At 70.6% G+C, this 16,746-nt stretch carries 17 protein-coding genes; 7 read left to right on the top strand and 10 right to left on the bottom strand.

Annotation, left to right across the window (positions count from 1 at the left end; translation table 11 throughout):
• Positions 1-9: 9 nt before the first annotated feature.
• The 3 genes from LX14_RS02300 to LX14_RS02290 all read right to left on the bottom strand — a co-directional run bounded on the left by LX14_RS02300 (position 10) and on the right by LX14_RS02290 (position 2,713).
• Complete coding sequence (locus LX14_RS02300) at positions 10-816, bottom strand: sulfate ABC transporter permease (RefSeq protein ID WP_253645668.1); 807 nt, start codon at positions 814-816, stop codon at positions 10-12.
• Positions 794-1,591, bottom strand: a complete 798-nt coding sequence (cysT, locus tag LX14_RS02295; RefSeq protein WP_253645667.1) for a sulfate ABC transporter permease subunit CysT — start codon at positions 1,589-1,591, stop codon at positions 794-796. Before cysT ends, LX14_RS02300 begins: the two co-directional genes overlap by 23 nt.
• A gap of 96 nt (positions 1,592-1,687) precedes the next feature.
• Entirely contained in the window at positions 1,688-2,713 is a 1,026-nt protein-coding gene (locus LX14_RS02290; RefSeq protein ID WP_253645666.1) for a sulfate ABC transporter substrate-binding protein, read from the bottom strand.
• 399 nt (positions 2,714-3,112) lie between these two features.
• Here LX14_RS02290 and LX14_RS02285 point away from each other — a divergent pair, with 399 nt between their 5' ends.
• Complete coding sequence (locus LX14_RS02285) at positions 3,113-3,415, top strand: hypothetical protein (protein WP_253645665.1); 303 nt, start codon at positions 3,113-3,115, stop codon at positions 3,413-3,415.
• A 39-nt stretch (positions 3,416-3,454) separates the two neighbouring features.
• Positions 3,455-4,981 (top strand): alpha/beta hydrolase, encoded by a 1,527-nt coding sequence (locus tag LX14_RS02280; protein ID WP_253645664.1) that lies wholly within the window; start codon positions 3,455-3,457, stop codon positions 4,979-4,981.
• Here LX14_RS02280 and LX14_RS02275 read toward each other — a convergent pair.
• From LX14_RS02275 to LX14_RS02255, 5 genes are all read right to left on the bottom strand, one after another.
• Complete coding sequence (locus tag LX14_RS02275) at positions 4,956-6,245, bottom strand: TY-Chap domain-containing protein (protein ID WP_253645663.1); 1,290 nt, start codon at positions 6,243-6,245, stop codon at positions 4,956-4,958. The two genes, LX14_RS02280 and LX14_RS02275, sit on opposite strands and share 26 nt — an antisense overlap.
• Positions 6,246-6,323: 78 nt before the next feature.
• Positions 6,324-6,773: a hypothetical protein gene (locus tag LX14_RS02270; protein ID WP_253645662.1), complete on the bottom strand. Its 450-nt coding sequence runs from the start codon at positions 6,771-6,773 to the stop codon at positions 6,324-6,326.
• Between the two features lie 10 nt (positions 6,774-6,783).
• Positions 6,784-7,212, bottom strand: coding sequence for a hypothetical protein (locus LX14_RS02265; protein ID WP_253645661.1), 429 nt, complete (start codon positions 7,210-7,212; stop codon positions 6,784-6,786).
• 97 nt (positions 7,213-7,309) lie between these two features.
• Positions 7,310-8,518: a TY-Chap domain-containing protein gene (locus LX14_RS02260; RefSeq protein ID WP_253645660.1), complete on the bottom strand. Its 1,209-nt coding sequence runs from the start codon at positions 8,516-8,518 to the stop codon at positions 7,310-7,312.
• A 38-nt stretch (positions 8,519-8,556) separates the two neighbouring features.
• Complete coding sequence (locus LX14_RS02255; protein ID WP_253645659.1) at positions 8,557-8,832, bottom strand: GlsB/YeaQ/YmgE family stress response membrane protein; 276 nt, start codon at positions 8,830-8,832, stop codon at positions 8,557-8,559.
• Positions 8,833-9,160: 328 nt separating this feature from the next.
• Between LX14_RS02255 and LX14_RS02250 the strand changes: the two genes are divergently transcribed.
• Together LX14_RS02250 and LX14_RS02245 are read left to right on the top strand one after the other, a co-directional pair.
• Entirely contained in the window at positions 9,161-10,111 is a 951-nt protein-coding gene (locus tag LX14_RS02250) for a dienelactone hydrolase family protein (protein WP_253645658.1), read from the top strand.
• Between the two features lie 97 nt (positions 10,112-10,208).
• Positions 10,209-11,525 carry an esterase/lipase family protein gene (locus LX14_RS02245; protein ID WP_253645657.1) on the top strand — a complete coding sequence of 439 codons (1,317 nt, stop codon included), beginning with the start codon at positions 10,209-10,211 and terminating at the stop codon, positions 11,523-11,525.
• Between the two features lie 7 nt (positions 11,526-11,532).
• Here LX14_RS02245 and LX14_RS02240 read toward each other — a convergent pair whose 3' ends face one another.
• Complete coding sequence (locus LX14_RS02240) at positions 11,533-12,516, bottom strand: isopenicillin N synthase family dioxygenase (protein ID WP_253645656.1); 984 nt, start codon at positions 12,514-12,516, stop codon at positions 11,533-11,535.
• Between the two features lie 97 nt (positions 12,517-12,613).
• Here LX14_RS02240 and LX14_RS02235 point away from each other — a divergent pair, with 97 nt between their 5' ends.
• The gene (locus LX14_RS02235) at positions 12,614-13,303 is read left to right on the top strand and encodes an HAD-IA family hydrolase (RefSeq protein ID WP_253645655.1); all 690 of its coding nucleotides are present in this window, start codon (positions 12,614-12,616) and stop codon (positions 13,301-13,303) included.
• Here the strand turns inward: LX14_RS02235 and LX14_RS02230 are convergent.
• Positions 13,291-14,052: a hypothetical protein gene (locus LX14_RS02230; RefSeq protein WP_253645654.1), complete on the bottom strand. Its 762-nt coding sequence runs from the start codon at positions 14,050-14,052 to the stop codon at positions 13,291-13,293. The two genes, LX14_RS02235 and LX14_RS02230, sit on opposite strands and share 13 nt — an antisense overlap.
• A gap of 301 nt (positions 14,053-14,353) precedes the next feature.
• On the opposite strand from LX14_RS02230, the gene LX14_RS02225 reads away from it, so the two are divergent.
• Together LX14_RS02225 and LX14_RS20835 are read left to right on the top strand one after the other, a co-directional pair.
• A complete protein-coding gene (locus LX14_RS02225; RefSeq protein ID WP_253645653.1) occupies positions 14,354-15,358 on the top strand; it encodes an aldo/keto reductase family protein in 1,005 nt (334 codons plus the stop codon).
• A 19-nt stretch (positions 15,359-15,377) separates the two neighbouring features.
• The gene (locus tag LX14_RS20835; RefSeq protein WP_253645652.1) at positions 15,378-16,631 is read left to right on the top strand and encodes an FAD-binding domain-containing protein; all 1,254 of its coding nucleotides are present in this window, start codon (positions 15,378-15,380) and stop codon (positions 16,629-16,631) included.
• The last annotated feature ends 115 nt before the right edge of the window (positions 16,632-16,746 follow it).

Raw genomic sequence — 16,746 nt, 5'->3', positions numbered from 1 at the left:
CCCCGGGGGCTACGTCCCCGCGTCCTTCCGACGGGCGAACACGGTCATCAGCACCAGCGCGACGAGCGCGAGCAACATCAGCATCGTCGACGCCGTGTAGGCGCCGTACTCGTTGCCCTGCTGGTGGCGGCCGTAGACGAGCAGCGTCAGCGACTGCGACACACCGGGCTGGTTCGACGACACCATGATCACCGCGCCGAACTCGCCGAGACTGCGTGCGACGGTGAGGATCACGCCGTAGCCGAGACCCCAGCGGATGGCCGGCAGCGTGACGCGCAGGAACGTCTGCCACGCCGTGGCCCCCAGTGTCGCGGCGGCCTCCTCCTGCTCGACGCCGATCTCCCGCAGCACCGGCTCCACCTCGCGCACCACGAACGGCAGCGTCACGAACACGGTCGCGAGCACCATGCCCGGGACGGCGAAGATGATCTGCACACCCCAGTCGGCGACGAACCCGAACCACCCGTCGACGCCCCACACGAGGATCAGCGAGACGCCCACGATGACGGGGGAGATGGCGAAGGGCAGGTCGACGATCGCCTGGACGATCGCCCGTCCGCGCCACCGCCCACGGGCCAGTGCGAGCGCGAGGATCACACCGAACACGACGTTGAGCGGCACCACGATCGCGACGATCAGCAGCGACAGGTTGATCGCGGAGATCGCTGCGGGCGACGACATCGAGTCGATGAACGCGCCGACACCGGGGGAGAAGGTGCGGTAGAGGATGAGTCCGAGCGGGACCACCAGGAGGATCGTCAGATAGACGATGGTGAACGCGCGGTTGAGGTGTCTAGCCGTCTGTCTTTGTCGCACGGGTGGGCGCCTCCCTTCGCGAGAGCCGGTCGCCGGCGAGGCGGAGCACGAGCAGCACCACGAACGACAACGCGAGCAGCACGACCGACACGGCGGCGGCGTCCTGCGGGCTGTCCTGCTCGATCAACGACCGGATGTACTGCGACGACACCTCGGTCTGCTTCGGGATGCCACCGCCGATGAGGACGACCGACCCGAACTCACCGATGGCCCGGGAGAACGCCAGGCCGGCACCCGACAGCAGCGCGGGGGCCAGCGCGGGGAAGACGATGCGCCGGGCGGTGGTCCACCACGTCGAGCCGAGGGTGGCCGCGGCCTGTTCGGCGTCGCGGTCGAGCTCGAGGATGACCGGCTGCACGGTCCGCACCACGAACGGCAGCGTCACGAACAGCAACGCGATCCCGAGGCCGATCTTGGTCTGCTGCACATGGATCCCGACGGGGCTGTCGGGGCCGTAGAGCGACAGCAGCACGATGCTCGCGACGATGGTCGGCAACGCGAACGGCAGGTCGATGAGGGCGTCGAGGAGCCGCTTGCCGGGGAACGAGTCGCGCGTCAGCACCCACGCGATCTGCACGCCGACGACGGCGTTGATCAGGGTGACGACGACGGACGTCCCCACGGTGACCTTCAACGCGGCCACGGCGGCGTCGGAGGTGATCGCGTCGACGAACGCCGACCAGCCGCCGTCGACCGAACGCGCGACGATCGCGGCGATGGGGATGAGGACGATCAGACTGAGCCAGAGGGTGCCCGCACCGATACCCAGGGCCATCCCGGGACCGACACCGCGCCGCCCACGCCCCGGAGGGGGTGTGGACGGCGCGGTGGTCGCGGCGGGGCCCAGGGAGGGGCCGCCGAGGACCGACATCTAGCCGGTCGCCTTGGCGTACACCTGGGTCAGGAGGCCGTTCTGCTTGTCGAACAGCTCCTTGTCGACCGTCGTCCATCCACCCAGATCACTGATGGTCCACACCTTGCCGAGCGACGGGAAGTCGCCGGCGGTCTGGCTCGCCACGGTGGTGTCGACGGGACGGAAACCTGCCTCCGCCCAGAGCTTCTGGCCGGCCGGCGAGGTGACGTAGTCGACGAACGCCTTCGCCTGGGTCTCGTTCGACCCCTTGACCACGGCCACCGGGTTCTCGATCTTGAAGGTGGTGGGCGGGTCGATGAACTCGATGTCCTTGCCCTGGCGCTGGAGGTTGATCGCCTCGTTCTCGTAGGAGATGAGGACGTCACCGGCGCCCTGGAGGAACAGGTCGGAGGCGTCGCGACCGGACCCGGGACGGGCCTTGACGTGATCGGTGACCAGCTTCGTCACGAAGTCGATCCCGGCCTGCTTGTTCGCCCCACCGTTGCTGGCGGCGGCATAGGGGGCCAGCAGGTTCCACTTCGCCGACCCCGAGGAGCGCGGGTCCGGGGTGATGACCTGGACACCGGGCTTGAGCAGGTCGTCCCAGGTCTTGATGCCCTTGGGGTTGCCCTTGCGGACCACGATCGAGACGACCGACCCGAAACCGACGCCCTTGTACGGGCCGGTGTTCCAGGACTGGTCGACCTTGCCGGCCTTGACGAGGCGGGTGACGTCGGGCTCGACCGAGAACGCGACGACGTTCGCCGCCAGGCCCTGCACGACCTTGCGGGACTGGTCGCCCGACGCGCCGTAGCTCTGGTTGAAGCCGACGCCCTTGCCGGCCGCGGTGGCCTGGAAGCCGGGGATGACCTTCGCGAAACCGGGCTGCGGGACGGCGTAGCCCACCAGCGAGAGTGTCGTCGTCGTCGCGGCCTGGCTCGCCCCGCCGTCCGAGCTGTCGCTGGTGCCGCCGCCGCACGCAGTCAGTGCGAGTGCCGCGGCGAGTGCGGTCACCACCGGTGCGAGAAGTCGCGTTCGCTTCACGTGGAACACCTTTCGGTCGCCGGATCCGTCGATGGATCCTTCGGAGAGGACGGCGGTCCCCGGCGCGCGATCGGTCGTCGCGCGGGTCACCGTGTCGAATCGGGACGCTAGCAGAGCTCTGACCGGCGACGATCGGCGAAATGTTCTGCGCAGGGCGAACTTTTGTGGGGTCACGGGGCCGACGATGTGCCGTGCGCGGATAGGCGCAGATCAGGCGGTGGCGGGCCGACAGACGACGGACCCGGCATCCACGGCGCAGCCCGCGACAAGCGTAAAAATCGCTGTGATCGCAATGTCCCGCGGAGGCCTGGCCTGCACCGTTCCCGCCACATCCACAGCTCGAGGACACCCGCGTCGACGACGGCGCCGCCTGTCGCTCGTGAACCCTACGGTGACGCCATGGAAGCGTCCTGCACCGTTGCGACCGTTCTCGACACCGATCGGCTGGCCTCGCTGGCGCGTGTGCAGCGGGCGGCGGCCGCGGGCGTGCGGGCCCCGGGGATCACGGGTCTCGCCGCCGACGAGCTCGCGGGTTCTCGCACCTCCGCATCGATCGCCGGGGCCATCGAGGCGGTCCTCGCCGCCATGTCAGCCGTCGCGGACGACGTGGAACGGCTCGCACAGCGCACCGCGGGCGCCGGCCCGGCGTTCTCCGGCAGTGACGCGGCGATCGCGGCGGCGATCGGCTCGGCGCGTCCGTGAGGGCGACCGACGCGGTCGGTGGACGGCGGTGGTGACGTGATGCCTGCGGGGGTCGGGACCGTCGGGGGATGGGCGGTCACATCGCACCGACTCCGCGAGATCGCCACCGACATCGACGGCGCCGTCGACCGCTGCGACGAGCGGGTGGCGACCCTCGTGCGGGCGACCGAGACCACCGTCGACACGTGGCGGGGACCCGCAGCCGACGCAGGACGGGCCGCCGCGCACACGCGCAGGACACAGGCGAACCGCGTCGCGATGGCGGCACAGTGCGTCGCCGACGCGATCGCCCGGCGTGGACCCGACCTGGCCCATGCGGCGTCGACAGCGTCGGCACTCGCGGCGTCACTCGTCCACGACGGCTACGAGGTCGCCGACGACGGGGGCGTCACCCACCGGCCGGGCCACCGTCCCGCGGACGTCCCGCGAGACGCGAGTGCCGCACTGGCACTGCACATCGCCGACACCAACGCGGCCCTGCACACCGAGAGCCTGCGGCGGTTGCTCGAGGGTGCCCTTAGCGCGGACGCGGACCTGGCTGCGTCGATCGACGCGGCGACGGTCGCCCTGCGCTCGGTGGTGGTCGGCGGCGGATCGGATCCCGCGACAAGCGCGGCGCCGACGGGTTCTGCGGTCCACGTCGCAGCGGTGTGGGGGTCGACGTCGGATGCGCAGCGCATCGCCTGGGCGACCGCGGACCCCGGACTGGGCAACCGCGCGGGTGTCCCGGCGGCCGATCGGGACCGGATCAATCGGATGCGCCTGTCCGCGATCCGATCTCCGACCGCGGGTCAGCTCGCCCTGCGGCGCGCCCTGGCGACCCCGGGCCGGTTCCTCATGACCCTGCGCGACGACGGTCGAGCGGTGGTCGCGGCGGGTGACCCCGACGGCGCCGCGCACGTCGCCGTGATGGTGCCGGGCACGGGGACCTCGCTCGGATCGGTGCGGACGAATCTCGCCCGCGCCGACGCGATGCGCGCGGCGGGTGCCACCGCCGGTGGTGAGGGCGGGGTCAGTGTCGTGGTCTGGCAGGACTACGGCGCCCCCGCCGATCTGGTCGCGGCGAGTGGTCTCCCGGCGGCGCGAACCGCTGCACCGGATCTCCGTGAGTTCGTCTCGGGCCTGCGGGCCACACATGGGGAAGACCAGGGTCCGCACCTCACGGTGCTCGGCCACAGCTACGGCAGCACCGTCGTGACGACGGCCGCGTCGGGCTCCGATGCCCTCGCCGCAGACGACGTCGTCCTCGTCGCGAGCCCGGGCACCGGCGGCGCCGCGCGCGTCGGCGACCTGCGTCTGCGCGGCCTGGACTCCTCGGAGGTCGCCGATCACGTCTGGACGGTCACCGCGGCGCGCGACCCGATCCGACTGGCGGCACCGTATGTCCTCGGGCCCGACCCCGACGGCGTCCGCTTCGGTGCGCGGCATCTCCCGTCGTCGCCGGGTGCCACGCCCTGGGACGCGCACAGCCGCTATGGCGTCGAGAACCACTCGGGCTACTGGGATCCCGGGACGCCGTCACTACTCGCGATGGGTCAGGTCATCGCCGGTCGCCGGGATCGCTGAGGCGGGGCGGCCGGTGGTCGCGCGTGCGACGCTCGGTGGACCGCGCTTGCGGGCGCGGCCGCTCGAGCACGATGAGACGCAGTGCCGAGCGCAGGCTCTGGGCGACCTCGGCCCACCGCCACGACTCGACCAGACACGCGTGTGCCTCCTCGACGTCGTCGCGGTCGGCTGCAGCATCCGCCTCGGTCTCCCAGTCGTCACGCTGACTGATGCAGACGCGGTGGCACCGCAGCGTGACGTCGCGGTCACGCTCCATGATCGCGGCGACGTCGTCGGGACGGAGGTCGCCGGACTGGGTCGTCGCGACGAGCAGAAGGGTCTCCAGCGCCGCGGGCAGTGAGACGACCCTGCCCGCCGTGGTGGTGACGTCGGTCGTGCGGATGATGCCCCCGCGGCCCATCCCGTCGGTCGGGGGCAGCTCCTCCGTCCGGTCGCACTCGTCCGATCCCGCGTGCGAGTGCGACCGGCATGCGATCGCCGCACGGAGCTCGTCGACCCCGTGGTCGAGGAAGGCGAACCACCGCTTCAGTTCGGCCCGCAGGTTCTCCCGGACGAACACCGTCGCCTCGATGCGCATGCGGGACACCAACACCCCGGACCGCACGGTGACCGCGACACCCGGCCAGCCGTCGACCGCGGCGTACAGCATCTCCGGTGTGACACCGCGGGAGTCGTCGATGCGGGTGCTGAACAACTCGATCGCCGCCTCCTCGGTGCTCACCCGCAACCACGAGGGCACTGCGGTCGGCAGTGGGATGTCGCCGTCCTCGTCGTGCTCCACGGGACGGCCGGAGATCTCGACGATGGCTGCGTCGACCATGGCCTGCAGCTCGTCGGGATCGGAGGGGACGCCGGCGAGTGACACCTCGGGCTCGACCCGCGCGGCAGTGGTCCCGTCGACGAAGGACGCGTCGGGGACGTCGAAGACATCGCGCAGCACCGCGACGGCGCAGCGCGCGAGGTGGTCGGCGCGGCGTCGGCCGGTCTCCATCGTGCGCGGATGCGTGCCCCGCTCACGCCAGCCGGCCTCGGCGAGCAGTGTGTCCTCGGTGGGGGTGGCGTTGCCGACGGTGCACCGCACGCGAGTGGTGCCGTGTGTGGTGAACACGATGATCGGGAGGTTCTCCCGGGCCATGCCGTCCTCGCACAGGAAGCCCAGGTCGATCGCATGGGAGTCACCGGGCTCCATGGTGGCCAGCCGATCGCCGAGGGCGGCTGCCATCCGCTGCCATCCCGCGTCGACCGAGGCGTCGAAATCCTCCACGACGACCCTCCTCTCGTGGCGCGCACGCTGCGCCGATGACAGGACGGTAGCGACGGGGTCCGACAGGTTCTGCCCCCGTCAGACGGTGAGCAGATGCGGGAGCGGGAGGATCGCGTTCAGCGTCGGGATGAGACCGGTCTGCGACGGCGTGGGGCCGTAGACGACGACCACCACGGGGCCCGTCCCGGTGGGCAGGACCGCCGCGCGATCGGGATAGGACGGGTAGGTGGCCGGCCGCGCCTCGGGGAGCCCCGTGCGTCCGGATGCACCCGTGCGGAGGTTGACCCAGGCGGCGGTCAGCCGCGAACGCTCGCTCATGAACCGCTGCAGGACGGTCACGGTGCCGCGGCCGTGATCGATGACGGCGTCGACCCGCATGCCGGGGTTGCCGTTGCCCGGGTTGGCCAGGTTCACCACCTGCGTGGCGGCGGCAGCGGGCGCGGCGGTCGCCGTGGTCACGCCGACGAGCCCTGTGCCCAGCGCGACGGTGGCCATGAGTGACGTGACGAACGTCTTGTGACGCTTCATGATCCGTCCTCTACTTCTCGGTTGCGGTCATCACCGGCGGGCACGACCCGGTGCGCTCGCCGATGGAGTTGATCTCGGCGTTGGAGCGGGGGTCGGCGGCGTAGTTCGTCTGGTTGGTGCAACGCGAGTAGTCGACCCCGGTCGGGGCGACCTCGTCCCGTGGCGCGGGTGCCGCGGTCGTCGTGACCGGATCCTGGTGTGGCGCCGGACCGTCGGTGGCTTCCGCCGACGACGCTGAGGTGGATGGCGCGGAGGTGGACGACGCCGCCGATGTCGTCGACCCTGCCGCCGACGAGGATGCTGCTCCACTGCCGTCCCCGGACGAACACGCGCCGAGGCTACCGATGGTGATCACCGCCCACACCACGATGAGTACCCACCACAGCAGGGTCGTGCGGCGACGGGCCGTCGACGACGACAGGACGTATGTACGGGTCATGTCGGGGATGTCGGATCTTGCACGGATCGGTGTTACTTCGCGCTGCGACTGTTCGCTCGACCAGACGACACCGACGGTGGTCCCGCCCGGCAGTCGATCAGTACGACGAGCGGCCCTGCCGGGTCCCGGAGGCGGGGGCGTCGCGCTCGCGGAGCAGGTCGACGGCGCCGGAGACCGACATCAGCATGGTCCGGCACATCTGCCGATCGTGCTCCAGCCGATCGGCGGCGGTGACGTCGCCACGTTCGGCGGCCTGCCGCTTCTCCCACCCGACGGCCAGGAGACGACGTGCGCCCGTGATGAGGCAGCGACGGGCGATGACCGCGCTGTCGTCACAGATGCGTACGACACCCTCGGCGGGGAGCGGGGTGCCGACCGTCGTCAGCGCGGTGAGGGTGTCGAGCAACTGCTCGACGTGGTCCGGGGAGGGTTCCCGGCTCGGACGTTGCGCGATCGGTCGGGCGGCGTCGGCGATCCGCGCGGTGATCGCGGGCGCGCCGTCGCGGAGGAAGTCACGCCACGATTCGACCGCGGCGACGATGTTGGTGGCGACGAACGTCGGCACCACGAGGCGCTGGGTCGCCCAGACGTGACCGTCGAGGACGTGCACCGCGACGCCGGTCCACCGGACGCTCTCGGCGAGGACGATCTCGTTCACGGTGCGGTCGTCGACGCAGATCGCGGCGATGCAGGCCACGAACTCGACGACGGGGCGGGTCGGGTGCACGCGCAGTTGCAGTGTCTGCGTGCCGATCTGGGCGCGGATGTCGCCGTCGGCATCGATGAACGCGTCGTCGGATTGGGCGGCGAGCGTGTCGAGCAGGAGTTCGCGCAGGTGGTCGGTGTCGACGACGGGGAACGCGGAGGCGGCGACGGGCGGGAGCTCGCGGCGCGGTGAGTCGGCGTCGTACGAGCGGGGATCGGGGTCCAGCGGCGCGAGGAACGCGGGGTGCAGGACGTCTGCGGTCTCGCGCAGCAGTTCTGTTGCGGCTGCGCACAGCTCGTCGACCCGGCGATGTCCCAGCTCGAGGATCAGGCGGCCGTCACGGAGACGACGCCACCCGTCTCCCCGGAGGACCGCGACCTGATCGTCGGAGAGTGCGGCGTGCAGCAGGGTGCACCGGACGCGGTGGGCGCCGGTGACGACGAACGACAGCAGCGGCGACCATGCCGCGCTGGAATCGTGCGAGCGTCGGACGACGATCTCCTCGTCGACATCGAGGTCGACGAGGAGATCGGCAAGTCCGGCCCGGAAGGTCAGCCAGGCGGCATCGAGTTCGCTGTCGAACCGCGTGCTCGTGTCCATGGCCGGCTTTCTCTGGTGGGTCGGGGGTGGGGCAGGTGTCAGCGCCTGGCGGTGCGGCGCCCGGTGGCGGCGACGAACAACCCGATGAGGATCGCGGCGACGACGATGCCGACGACGAACGGGACGACCTCCCAGCCACCGTTGGCGTTGTCGTAACCGACCTTGTAGGTCACCCACGATCCGATCAGGGACCCCAGGATGCCGAGGATGATCGTCATGATCACCCCGATGTTCTGCTTGCCCGGGAGGATCAGGCGGGCGAGCGCGCCCACGATCAATCCGACGACGATGGCGCTGATGATGGTGCCGATCATGGCGACGCTCCTTTGCGTGCACCCGGCCCGCTGGGCCGAGCTGATGGTGCCCGGCCGAGATCACAGGGGCGCCGTGTCTCGCCGCCGCCGATGAAGGCCTTGCCCTCTGAGTGTTGTCGTGTGAGCGCAGGCAGGTAACCCCCACGCGCCGACCTCCACCAGATCGTGTTGCCCGGCGTGGCCAGGTCACGAATCGGCATCGCCCGCGCGTCATGCGGGGCGGGTCTCGGCGAGCATCCGCGCAGGTCCGCCCCTTCTGGCACCGTGGTGGGCACGGGCCGTGACCGGCCCGCACGATCTATCCGGTGACGGTGAAAGTGAGTGCAGCATGGCGGAGTTCACCCGGTACATCGCCGAGGAGATCGCCCTCGACCACGCCGACGGGATGTTCGGCCGTCGCGAGGCGATGCGACGCCTCGGACTGCTCGGCCTGTCGGCGACGGTGGCGTCGAGCGTCCTCGCCGCCTGCAGCACCGACAGCTCCGACGCGGGTGCGCCGTCGTCCTCGGCCTCGTCGTCGGGAGGGTCGTCGGGCGGGTCGGGTGCGGCCACCACCACGTCGTCGGGATCCCCGGATGCGCCGGGTGCGTCCGGGGCCGTCGCCACCCGCATGATCACGTTCCCCGGGCAGCGGGGGGAACTGCAGGGTGCCTATGCGGCGGCGGCGAACCCGCGCGGCGTCGTGCTGGTCATCCACGAGAACAAGGGACTGACGCCGCACATCGCGTCGATCGCCGGGCGACTGGCCGGCGCGGGATACAGCGCGCTGGCGGTCGACCTCCTCTCCGAGGAGGGGGGCACGTCGACGTTCGACGACACCGCCCGCGCCACCGCGGCACTCGGCACGATCTCCAACGACCGTTTCGTCTCCGACGAGAAGTCGGCCATCGCCGAACTGCAGCGCCGTGTGCCGGGGAAGAAGGTCGGCGTGATCGGTTTCTGCTTCGGCGGGGGACAGGTGTGGTCGCTGCTGGCGTCCGGCGCGCCCCAGGTCAGCGCAGCCATCCCGTTGTACGGACCACTCCCGCAAGCACACGACTTCGCGGGCTCCCGCGACGCCGCGGTGCTGGCGGTCTACGCCGGCCTCGACAACCGCGTGAACGCCTCGCGCGGTGAGGCGGAGGCGTCACTGAAGGCAGCCGGCCTCACCTACGAGGTCCTCACGGTCCCGAACGTCGACCACGCCTTCTTCAACGACACGGGCGGTCGGTACGACCAGGCCGCGGCATCCCAGGTGTGGGGCCGCGCGCTGGGCTGGTTCGGTCAGCACCTCGCCTGACCCGTCCCCTGAGCGCGCCGAGATGGTCGTCGTCCCGCTCGATGTGGGGTATGTCGCACGCCCCGCAGATTCAGTGAACACCTGTACTCTGAGTGGCATGGACACCCTCGAGCGGCAGCGCCGAGACGAGCTGCGGGAGATGGGCCGACTCGCGTTCTCCGAGCTCGGAGACGCCGCGACCGGCATCGCCAAGGTGCACTCGGCCTTCAGTGAGCACATCTTCACCGGGTTGCGCGTCGGCCTGCGTCCCGTCGGGCTCGACGAGTTCGTCCGTCCCGCGAAGCTCCTGCATGACGCGATCGCCGGCGGCACCTACACCACCATCACAGCCGTCTGCGACACCGCGTCGGAGGTCGCCTCGCAGGCCGCCGACGGGTGGGGGCGGCCTCCGTCGCAGACCGTCAGGGGCGGCGCGATGATCGCGGCGATCAACGGCCTCATCGGCGACGAGTTGCACCAGGCGCGCAGTCCGCTCGCCGAGCCGATGGGCATCCGTCTCGACGGCGTCGCGATCCCTCCGATGCGGAACGCACTGGCGAACGCGTTCCCGACGGCGACGGGACATCTCGTCGTGTTCCTGCACGGTCTGATGGAGACCGAGGCGGCCTGGAGCATCGGTGGTCGGCCGACCTACGGAACCCGACTCGCCGAGGACCTCGGCGCGACCGAGGTGCAGCTCCGCTACAACACCGGGCGCCACATCTCGCAGAACGGCCGCGAGCTCGACCGGCTGCTCACCGAGATCACCACCGCGTGGCCGGTACCGGTCCGCCACATCACCCTCGTCGGCCACTCGATGGGCGGACTCGTCGCCCGATCCGCCTGCCACCGCGGCGAACTCGAGGGGGCCGACTGGACAGGACTCGTCCGCCACGTCGTGTGTCTCGGGACGCCGCACCTCGGCGCACCGCTGGCACGGTCGGTGCACTACCTCACCGCGGCACTCGGCGCGGTCCCCGAGTCGCGACCGTTCGCCCACCTCCTGCGCCGGCGCAGTTCCGGGGTGCGGGATCTCTTCCACGGGTCCCTCGTCGACGAGGACTGGTCCGGCCGTGACATCGACGCCCTGAGAGTCGCTGCGGTGCAGGAGGTCCCGTTGCTGGCCGACGCGACGCACTACTTCGTCTCGGCGACGGTCACCCGCAGCGCCAAGCATCCGATCGGCCGTGTCATCGGCGACGGTCTCGTGCTGGTGCCCAGTGCCGTGGGCAAGAACAAGAAGCGGCACATCGGGTTCCGCGACGAGGACGGGTTCGCGATCAGCTCGGCGAACCACTTCACGCTGCTCAACAACGACGAGGTCTACGCGTGGCTGCTGCCGCGGCTGCGCGGCGCTGATCCCGTCCCGACCGACCGCGCGATCACCGCAGGTGACCCCGTGCGCGAGCCCACCTCGGATCTCGGCCGCTGCTGAGAACCGGTCACACCCGCGCGACGACCTCGTCGGGGTACCACCGCGCGACGACATCGGGATGTGCGCGGGTGCGGCTCTTCCACGTGTTCAGACCGTAGGTGTCGAACAGGGGGTTGTCGGGGTCGGCGGTGACCGATGACGCCTGGCCGTCGGGCAGAGGGATGCGCGGCATCACGGCATCCAGCGACGGCGCGTAGAAGTACGGGATCGACAGGCGCTCGGGCGAACCCGGTGGCGTGATCACGCGGTGCCGCGTGGCCACGAGCCGTCCGTCGGTGGCGATCTCGAGCATCTCGCCGATGTTCACGATGAACGCGCCGGGCTGCGGCGGTGCCTCGATCCACGTCCCGTCGGTGCGCTCGACCTGCAGACCCGACGACCCCTCCTGCGCCAGGAGCACGGTGAGAACACCCGAGTCCTTGTGCGCACCCACGCCCTGATCGCCCGCGGTGTCCGCGTCGTCGGCGGGTCGGGCCGGGTAGCGAACCACCTTCATCAGCGTCGCGGGCAGCGCGAAGGCGTCGTCGAAGAAGTCGGGCGCCGCCCCGAGCGCCTGCGCCCACCGCGACAGCAGCGTCCGGGACACCCGCGCGAGCTCGTGTTGATACGCCGCCACGGCGGTCTTCAGTTCGGGCAGCGCCGCCGGCCACTGGTTGCGGCCCTGAAGACGCAGCGGTCCGGTGGCGTCGGGGATCGGGTCGCGGTCCGGTGCGATGTCGATCTGCTCGCGCCGGTCGACGCGACCGTTCGTCAGCTCACCGCCGACCCGGTTGTACCCGCGGAAGTGCGGGCTGTTCACCATCGCGATCGCGTCCTTCTCCGCCTGCGGCAGCGCGAAGAAGCGCCGCGCGGTGTCGATGATCTGCTCCTGCAGGGTCACGGGGACGCCGTGGTCGGTGAGGTAGAAGAAACCGACAGTCCGCGACACCTCGGCCAGACGGTCCCGGCCGTCGGGCGTGTCGAGATCGGCGAGCGAGATGAGCGGCAGCACGGCACCGAGGGTAGGACGCCGCGTCGCTCCGCGCCCGGGTTGCGGTCGCGGTGATCGCGAACGGGTAGACCGGTGGCAGCCCATCGAGAGGATCCCCATGCCCCGCCCCACCGTCGCGTTCCTCGACGTCAACGACACGCTCTCCGATCTCGCGTCCGTCGAACCCGCCTTCACCGACTCGGGACTGCAGGCCGCCGACGTCCGGACCTGGTACCTGTCGGTGCTGCGCGACGGCTTCGCGCTCACCGTCCTCGGCGACAACCCCGGCTTCGCCGACCTCGCCCAGGGACAGCTGCGGTCGATGCTGCGTCTGGCCGACCCGGGCCGCGACGAGAAGTCGGCCGACATGGTCGCCGCCGGTCTGCTGCGCTCCTTCGTCGACGCGGCACCACACGCCGACGTCGTACCCGGGATCGTCGCCCTCGCCGAGGCGGGGCTCGACGTCTACACGCTGAGCAACGGCTCGGCCGACGTCGCGCGCAGGCTTCTCGGCGCGACCGACGCAGGCCCGTCGGTCAGTGGCTACCTGTCCGCGGCCGACGCCGGCGCGTGGAAGCCGGCACCCGCGTCGTACGAGTACGGATTGCGCACCATCGGCGTCGAACCGGCGCAGGCGTTGATGGTCGCCGTACATCCCTGGGATCTCGAGGGTGCCCGACGCGTCGGACTGCAGACCGCCTGGATCAACCGCGACGGCGCCGACTTCCCGACCGCGTTCACCGCGCCGGACCACACGGTCGGCTCATTCACCGACCTGGGGCCGGAGCTGCGCCGTCACCACTCGTGACCGCAGGACCCGCAGACGAAGTCGGGGGCAGGGTCGTGGGTTCCCGAGAAGGCGATGACCCCCACCGGCGCGGGCACGGAGGTGTCGGCGACGCTGACGATGTCGGCGTGGCGCGCACCGCACTCCGGGCACGCGGGGCGGAGTCCGTACATCAACTCGTCGACCGTCGGGGCCAACGGTTGGTGGAGGATCTCGTGACACGACGGGCACACGGCGATGGTGATGCCCAGGTCGATCCGGGGATCCAGTTCGATGTCGGTCCGATGGGCCTCGAACCGTGGCGCGTACTCAGTGCTCGGATCCCGTCCGCAGGTGTTGCAACCCCAGGTCCGCGCGACCGCGGCATCGTGCAGTGTCAGCCGTTCCCCCGCGCATCGGTGATCCACGCGGTGCCAGGGTGTCGGTGAGATCGTCTCGGCCTCGATCGCCGCGATGTAGGCCGCGGCACGCTCGACGGCGGGGGTGGCGAAGTGCCGGGGGAAGGTCCGTCGGGCGCGTTGCTCCACCGCGGCGATGGCGACACCGCAGTGCGGCACCACCGGGTCGCCCACGGTCAGGCTGACGCCGTCCCGACGACGGTCGGACGTCACGACGTCGTACACGCCCTCGATGGCCCAGTTCGCGCTGGCGACGACCCCGATCACGCGATGCCCGACCTCCACCGACATCGGGAGGTCGTATCGGACGGCGTCCGCCTCCCGGACGACGACGTGGGTGACCGGTACCGCGGCACGGGGCAGTCCACTCATCTAGGCGGGTCCGTTCTCATGGGGCGCGTGGTCGACGAACTCGGTCGCGCGCGTGGTTCTGTCGCGTCCGAGACACATCGACAGCGCGGGCATCGGGGGTGTCCTCTCGGGTCGGAACGCTACAGACCGGATCGGACAGAACGGACAGAGCGGTCGGAGTGTGCAGGGGAAAGCGGCGAGAGAGAATGATAACGGCCCGACCGCTACTTTCCGGGACGAAATAACCGCCCGACCCGGCACGCTGCACCAGAGGACGCGATCGACACGAGTCGGCGACAACAGACGGAACGGACGTACACGGATGGCATATCGGTATCTCGGCAACAGCGGTCTGAAGATCTCGGAGATCACCTACGGCAACTGGTTGACCCACGGATCGCAGGTGGAGAACGACGTCGCGACGAAGTGTGTGCACGCGGCCCTCGACGCCGGTATCACCACGTTCGACACCGCCGACGTCTACGCCAACGGCGCCGCCGAGCAGGTGCTCGGCGACGCGCTGAAGGGTCAGCGACGTGAGGGTCTCGAGATCTTCACCAAGGTCTACTTCCCCGTCGGCGAGCGCGGCCCCAACGACACGGGTCTGTCGCGCAAGCACATCCACGAGGGCATCGACAACTCGCTGCGCCGCCTCGGCACCGATTACGTCGACCTGTACCAGGCGCATCGCTACGACCACGAGACGCCGCTCGAGGAGACCATCGCCGCGTTCGCCGACGTCGTGCGCGCCGGCAAGGCGCTCTACATCGGCGTCTCGGAGTGGAACGCCGACCAGTTGCGTGCCGGCCAGGCCCTCGCCCGGCAGGCCGGGTTCTCGATCGTCTCCAACCAGCCGCAGTACTCCGCACTGTGGCGTGTGATCGAGGAGCGCGTGGTGCCCACCTCGCGTGAGCTCGGCATCAGCCAGATCGTGTGGTCGCCCATCGCGCAGGGCGTGCTGACCGGCAAGTACAAGCCGGGTCAGGCGCCGCCCGCCGGTTCGCGTGCGACCGACGAGAAGGGTGGCGACGAGATGATCAAGCGCTACCTGACCGACGACGTGCTCACCCGCGTGCAGGACCTGCAGCCGGTCGCCGACGACCTCGGGATCACGATGGCGCAGCTCGCCGTCGCGTGGGTGCTCGCCAACGACAACATCGCCGCGGCGCTGGTCGGTGCGTCGCGCCCCGAGCAGATCACCGAGAACGTGAAGGCGTCGGAGGTCACGCTCGATTCCGACGTCCTCGCCAAGATCGACGCCGCTCTCGGCGACGCGATCATCACCGATCCGAACCTCACGACCAGCCCCGGGAAGCGTTTGGTCTGAGCGCGGTGTTGTCGGGAGGGTGACCACCCTCCCGACGCCCCCGGCGCCCACGCCCGATGGTGACCACTCCGCGTCGATCGCGTGGGTGGCCGAGCACCTCGGCGACCTCGCTCGCGAGGACCCGTCGGACATCGCGGCCGGCGCGTTCACCGGCGGTCAGACCGCCGCCGACATCGCACTCGGTGGCCTCGACATCACCGGCTACGCGGCACGCCGCAACGAGGTGCTGCCGGAGAGTCGTCGTGGTGCGAGTCGGATGTCGCCGTACATCCGGCACGGGCTGACGCCACTGCGTGAGGTGTGGGACTCGGTGTCGGACGCGCCCGGTCGCGACCGGTCGAAGTACCGCGACGAGCTGCTGTGGCAGGAGTACGCGCGGCACCTGTATGCCCGTGTCGGAACGGATCTCGGGCAGGCGCTGCGCTACGAACAGCCTCGTCGCGACCTGCCCGCTGGCGATCGGCCGTTCGGGGGTGACCCCTGGCCGCGCGAGATGCGGTGCATGGATCTCGTCGTCGAGGAGTTGCACGAGAACGGCTGGCTGGTGAATCAGACCCGCATGTGGGCCGCCTCGCAGTGGACCGTGCGTGTGGGCGCCACCTGGCGCGACGGCGAGGACGAGATGTTCGCGCATCTCCTCGACGGGTCGCGCGCCGCCAACCGCCTCGGGTGGCAGTGGACGGTCGGTACCGGGTCGGGCAAGCCGTACGGGTTCAGCCGGTGGCAGGTGCGCAAGCGGTCGCCGAAGCTGTGCGACGAGTGTGCGCTGAACACGAACTGTCCCATCGAGGACTGGCCGTCCGACGATCACGGCGCACCCGTCGACGGTCCCTACCTCGGCCCTGAGGACATCCCGTCCGGTCCCGACGCGCCCGAGAACAGCGGCACCGCCGACACGGTGTGGCTGACGGCGGAGTCCCTCGGCGACGCGGATCCTGCTCTGGCGGTGAACGAAACGCGCCCTGCGGTCTTTGTCTTCGACGAACCGCTCCTGCGCCGACTCCGGTTGTCGGGCAAGCGATTGGTCTTCCTCGCCGAGTGCCTCGGCGATCTCGCGGAGCGTCGTGAGGTGCAGGTGCGGCGCGGAGTCGTCGCCGACGAACTCGACGGCATGTCGTTGGCCGCTACGTGGGCGCCGGTGCCGGGATGGCGTCGTATCGCCGACCGCGTGCAGCCCACCGAGGTCCACCCGTGGCCGTGGTTGGTCCACCTGAAACGCGCTCCGGTGCGTTCGTTCAGCGCCTGGCGCAAGGCGGTCGGCGCTCCCCGCTGACTCCCCGCGCGTGCACCAAATCCCGCCGAGCGTGCAGTAGATCCCGCCGAGCGTGCAGTAGATCCCGCCGACCGTGCAGTAGATCCCGCCGAGCGTGCCGAAAGTGCTCGCCGAG

This window comes from Williamsia deligens, from assembly GCF_024171765.1.
In the GTDB taxonomy this organism is placed as follows: domain Bacteria; phylum Actinomycetota; class Actinomycetes; order Mycobacteriales; family Mycobacteriaceae; genus Williamsia_A; species Williamsia_A deligens.
Note: the sequence above shows the minus strand (reverse complement) of the source record. Positions and strands in the feature narration are given on the sequence as shown.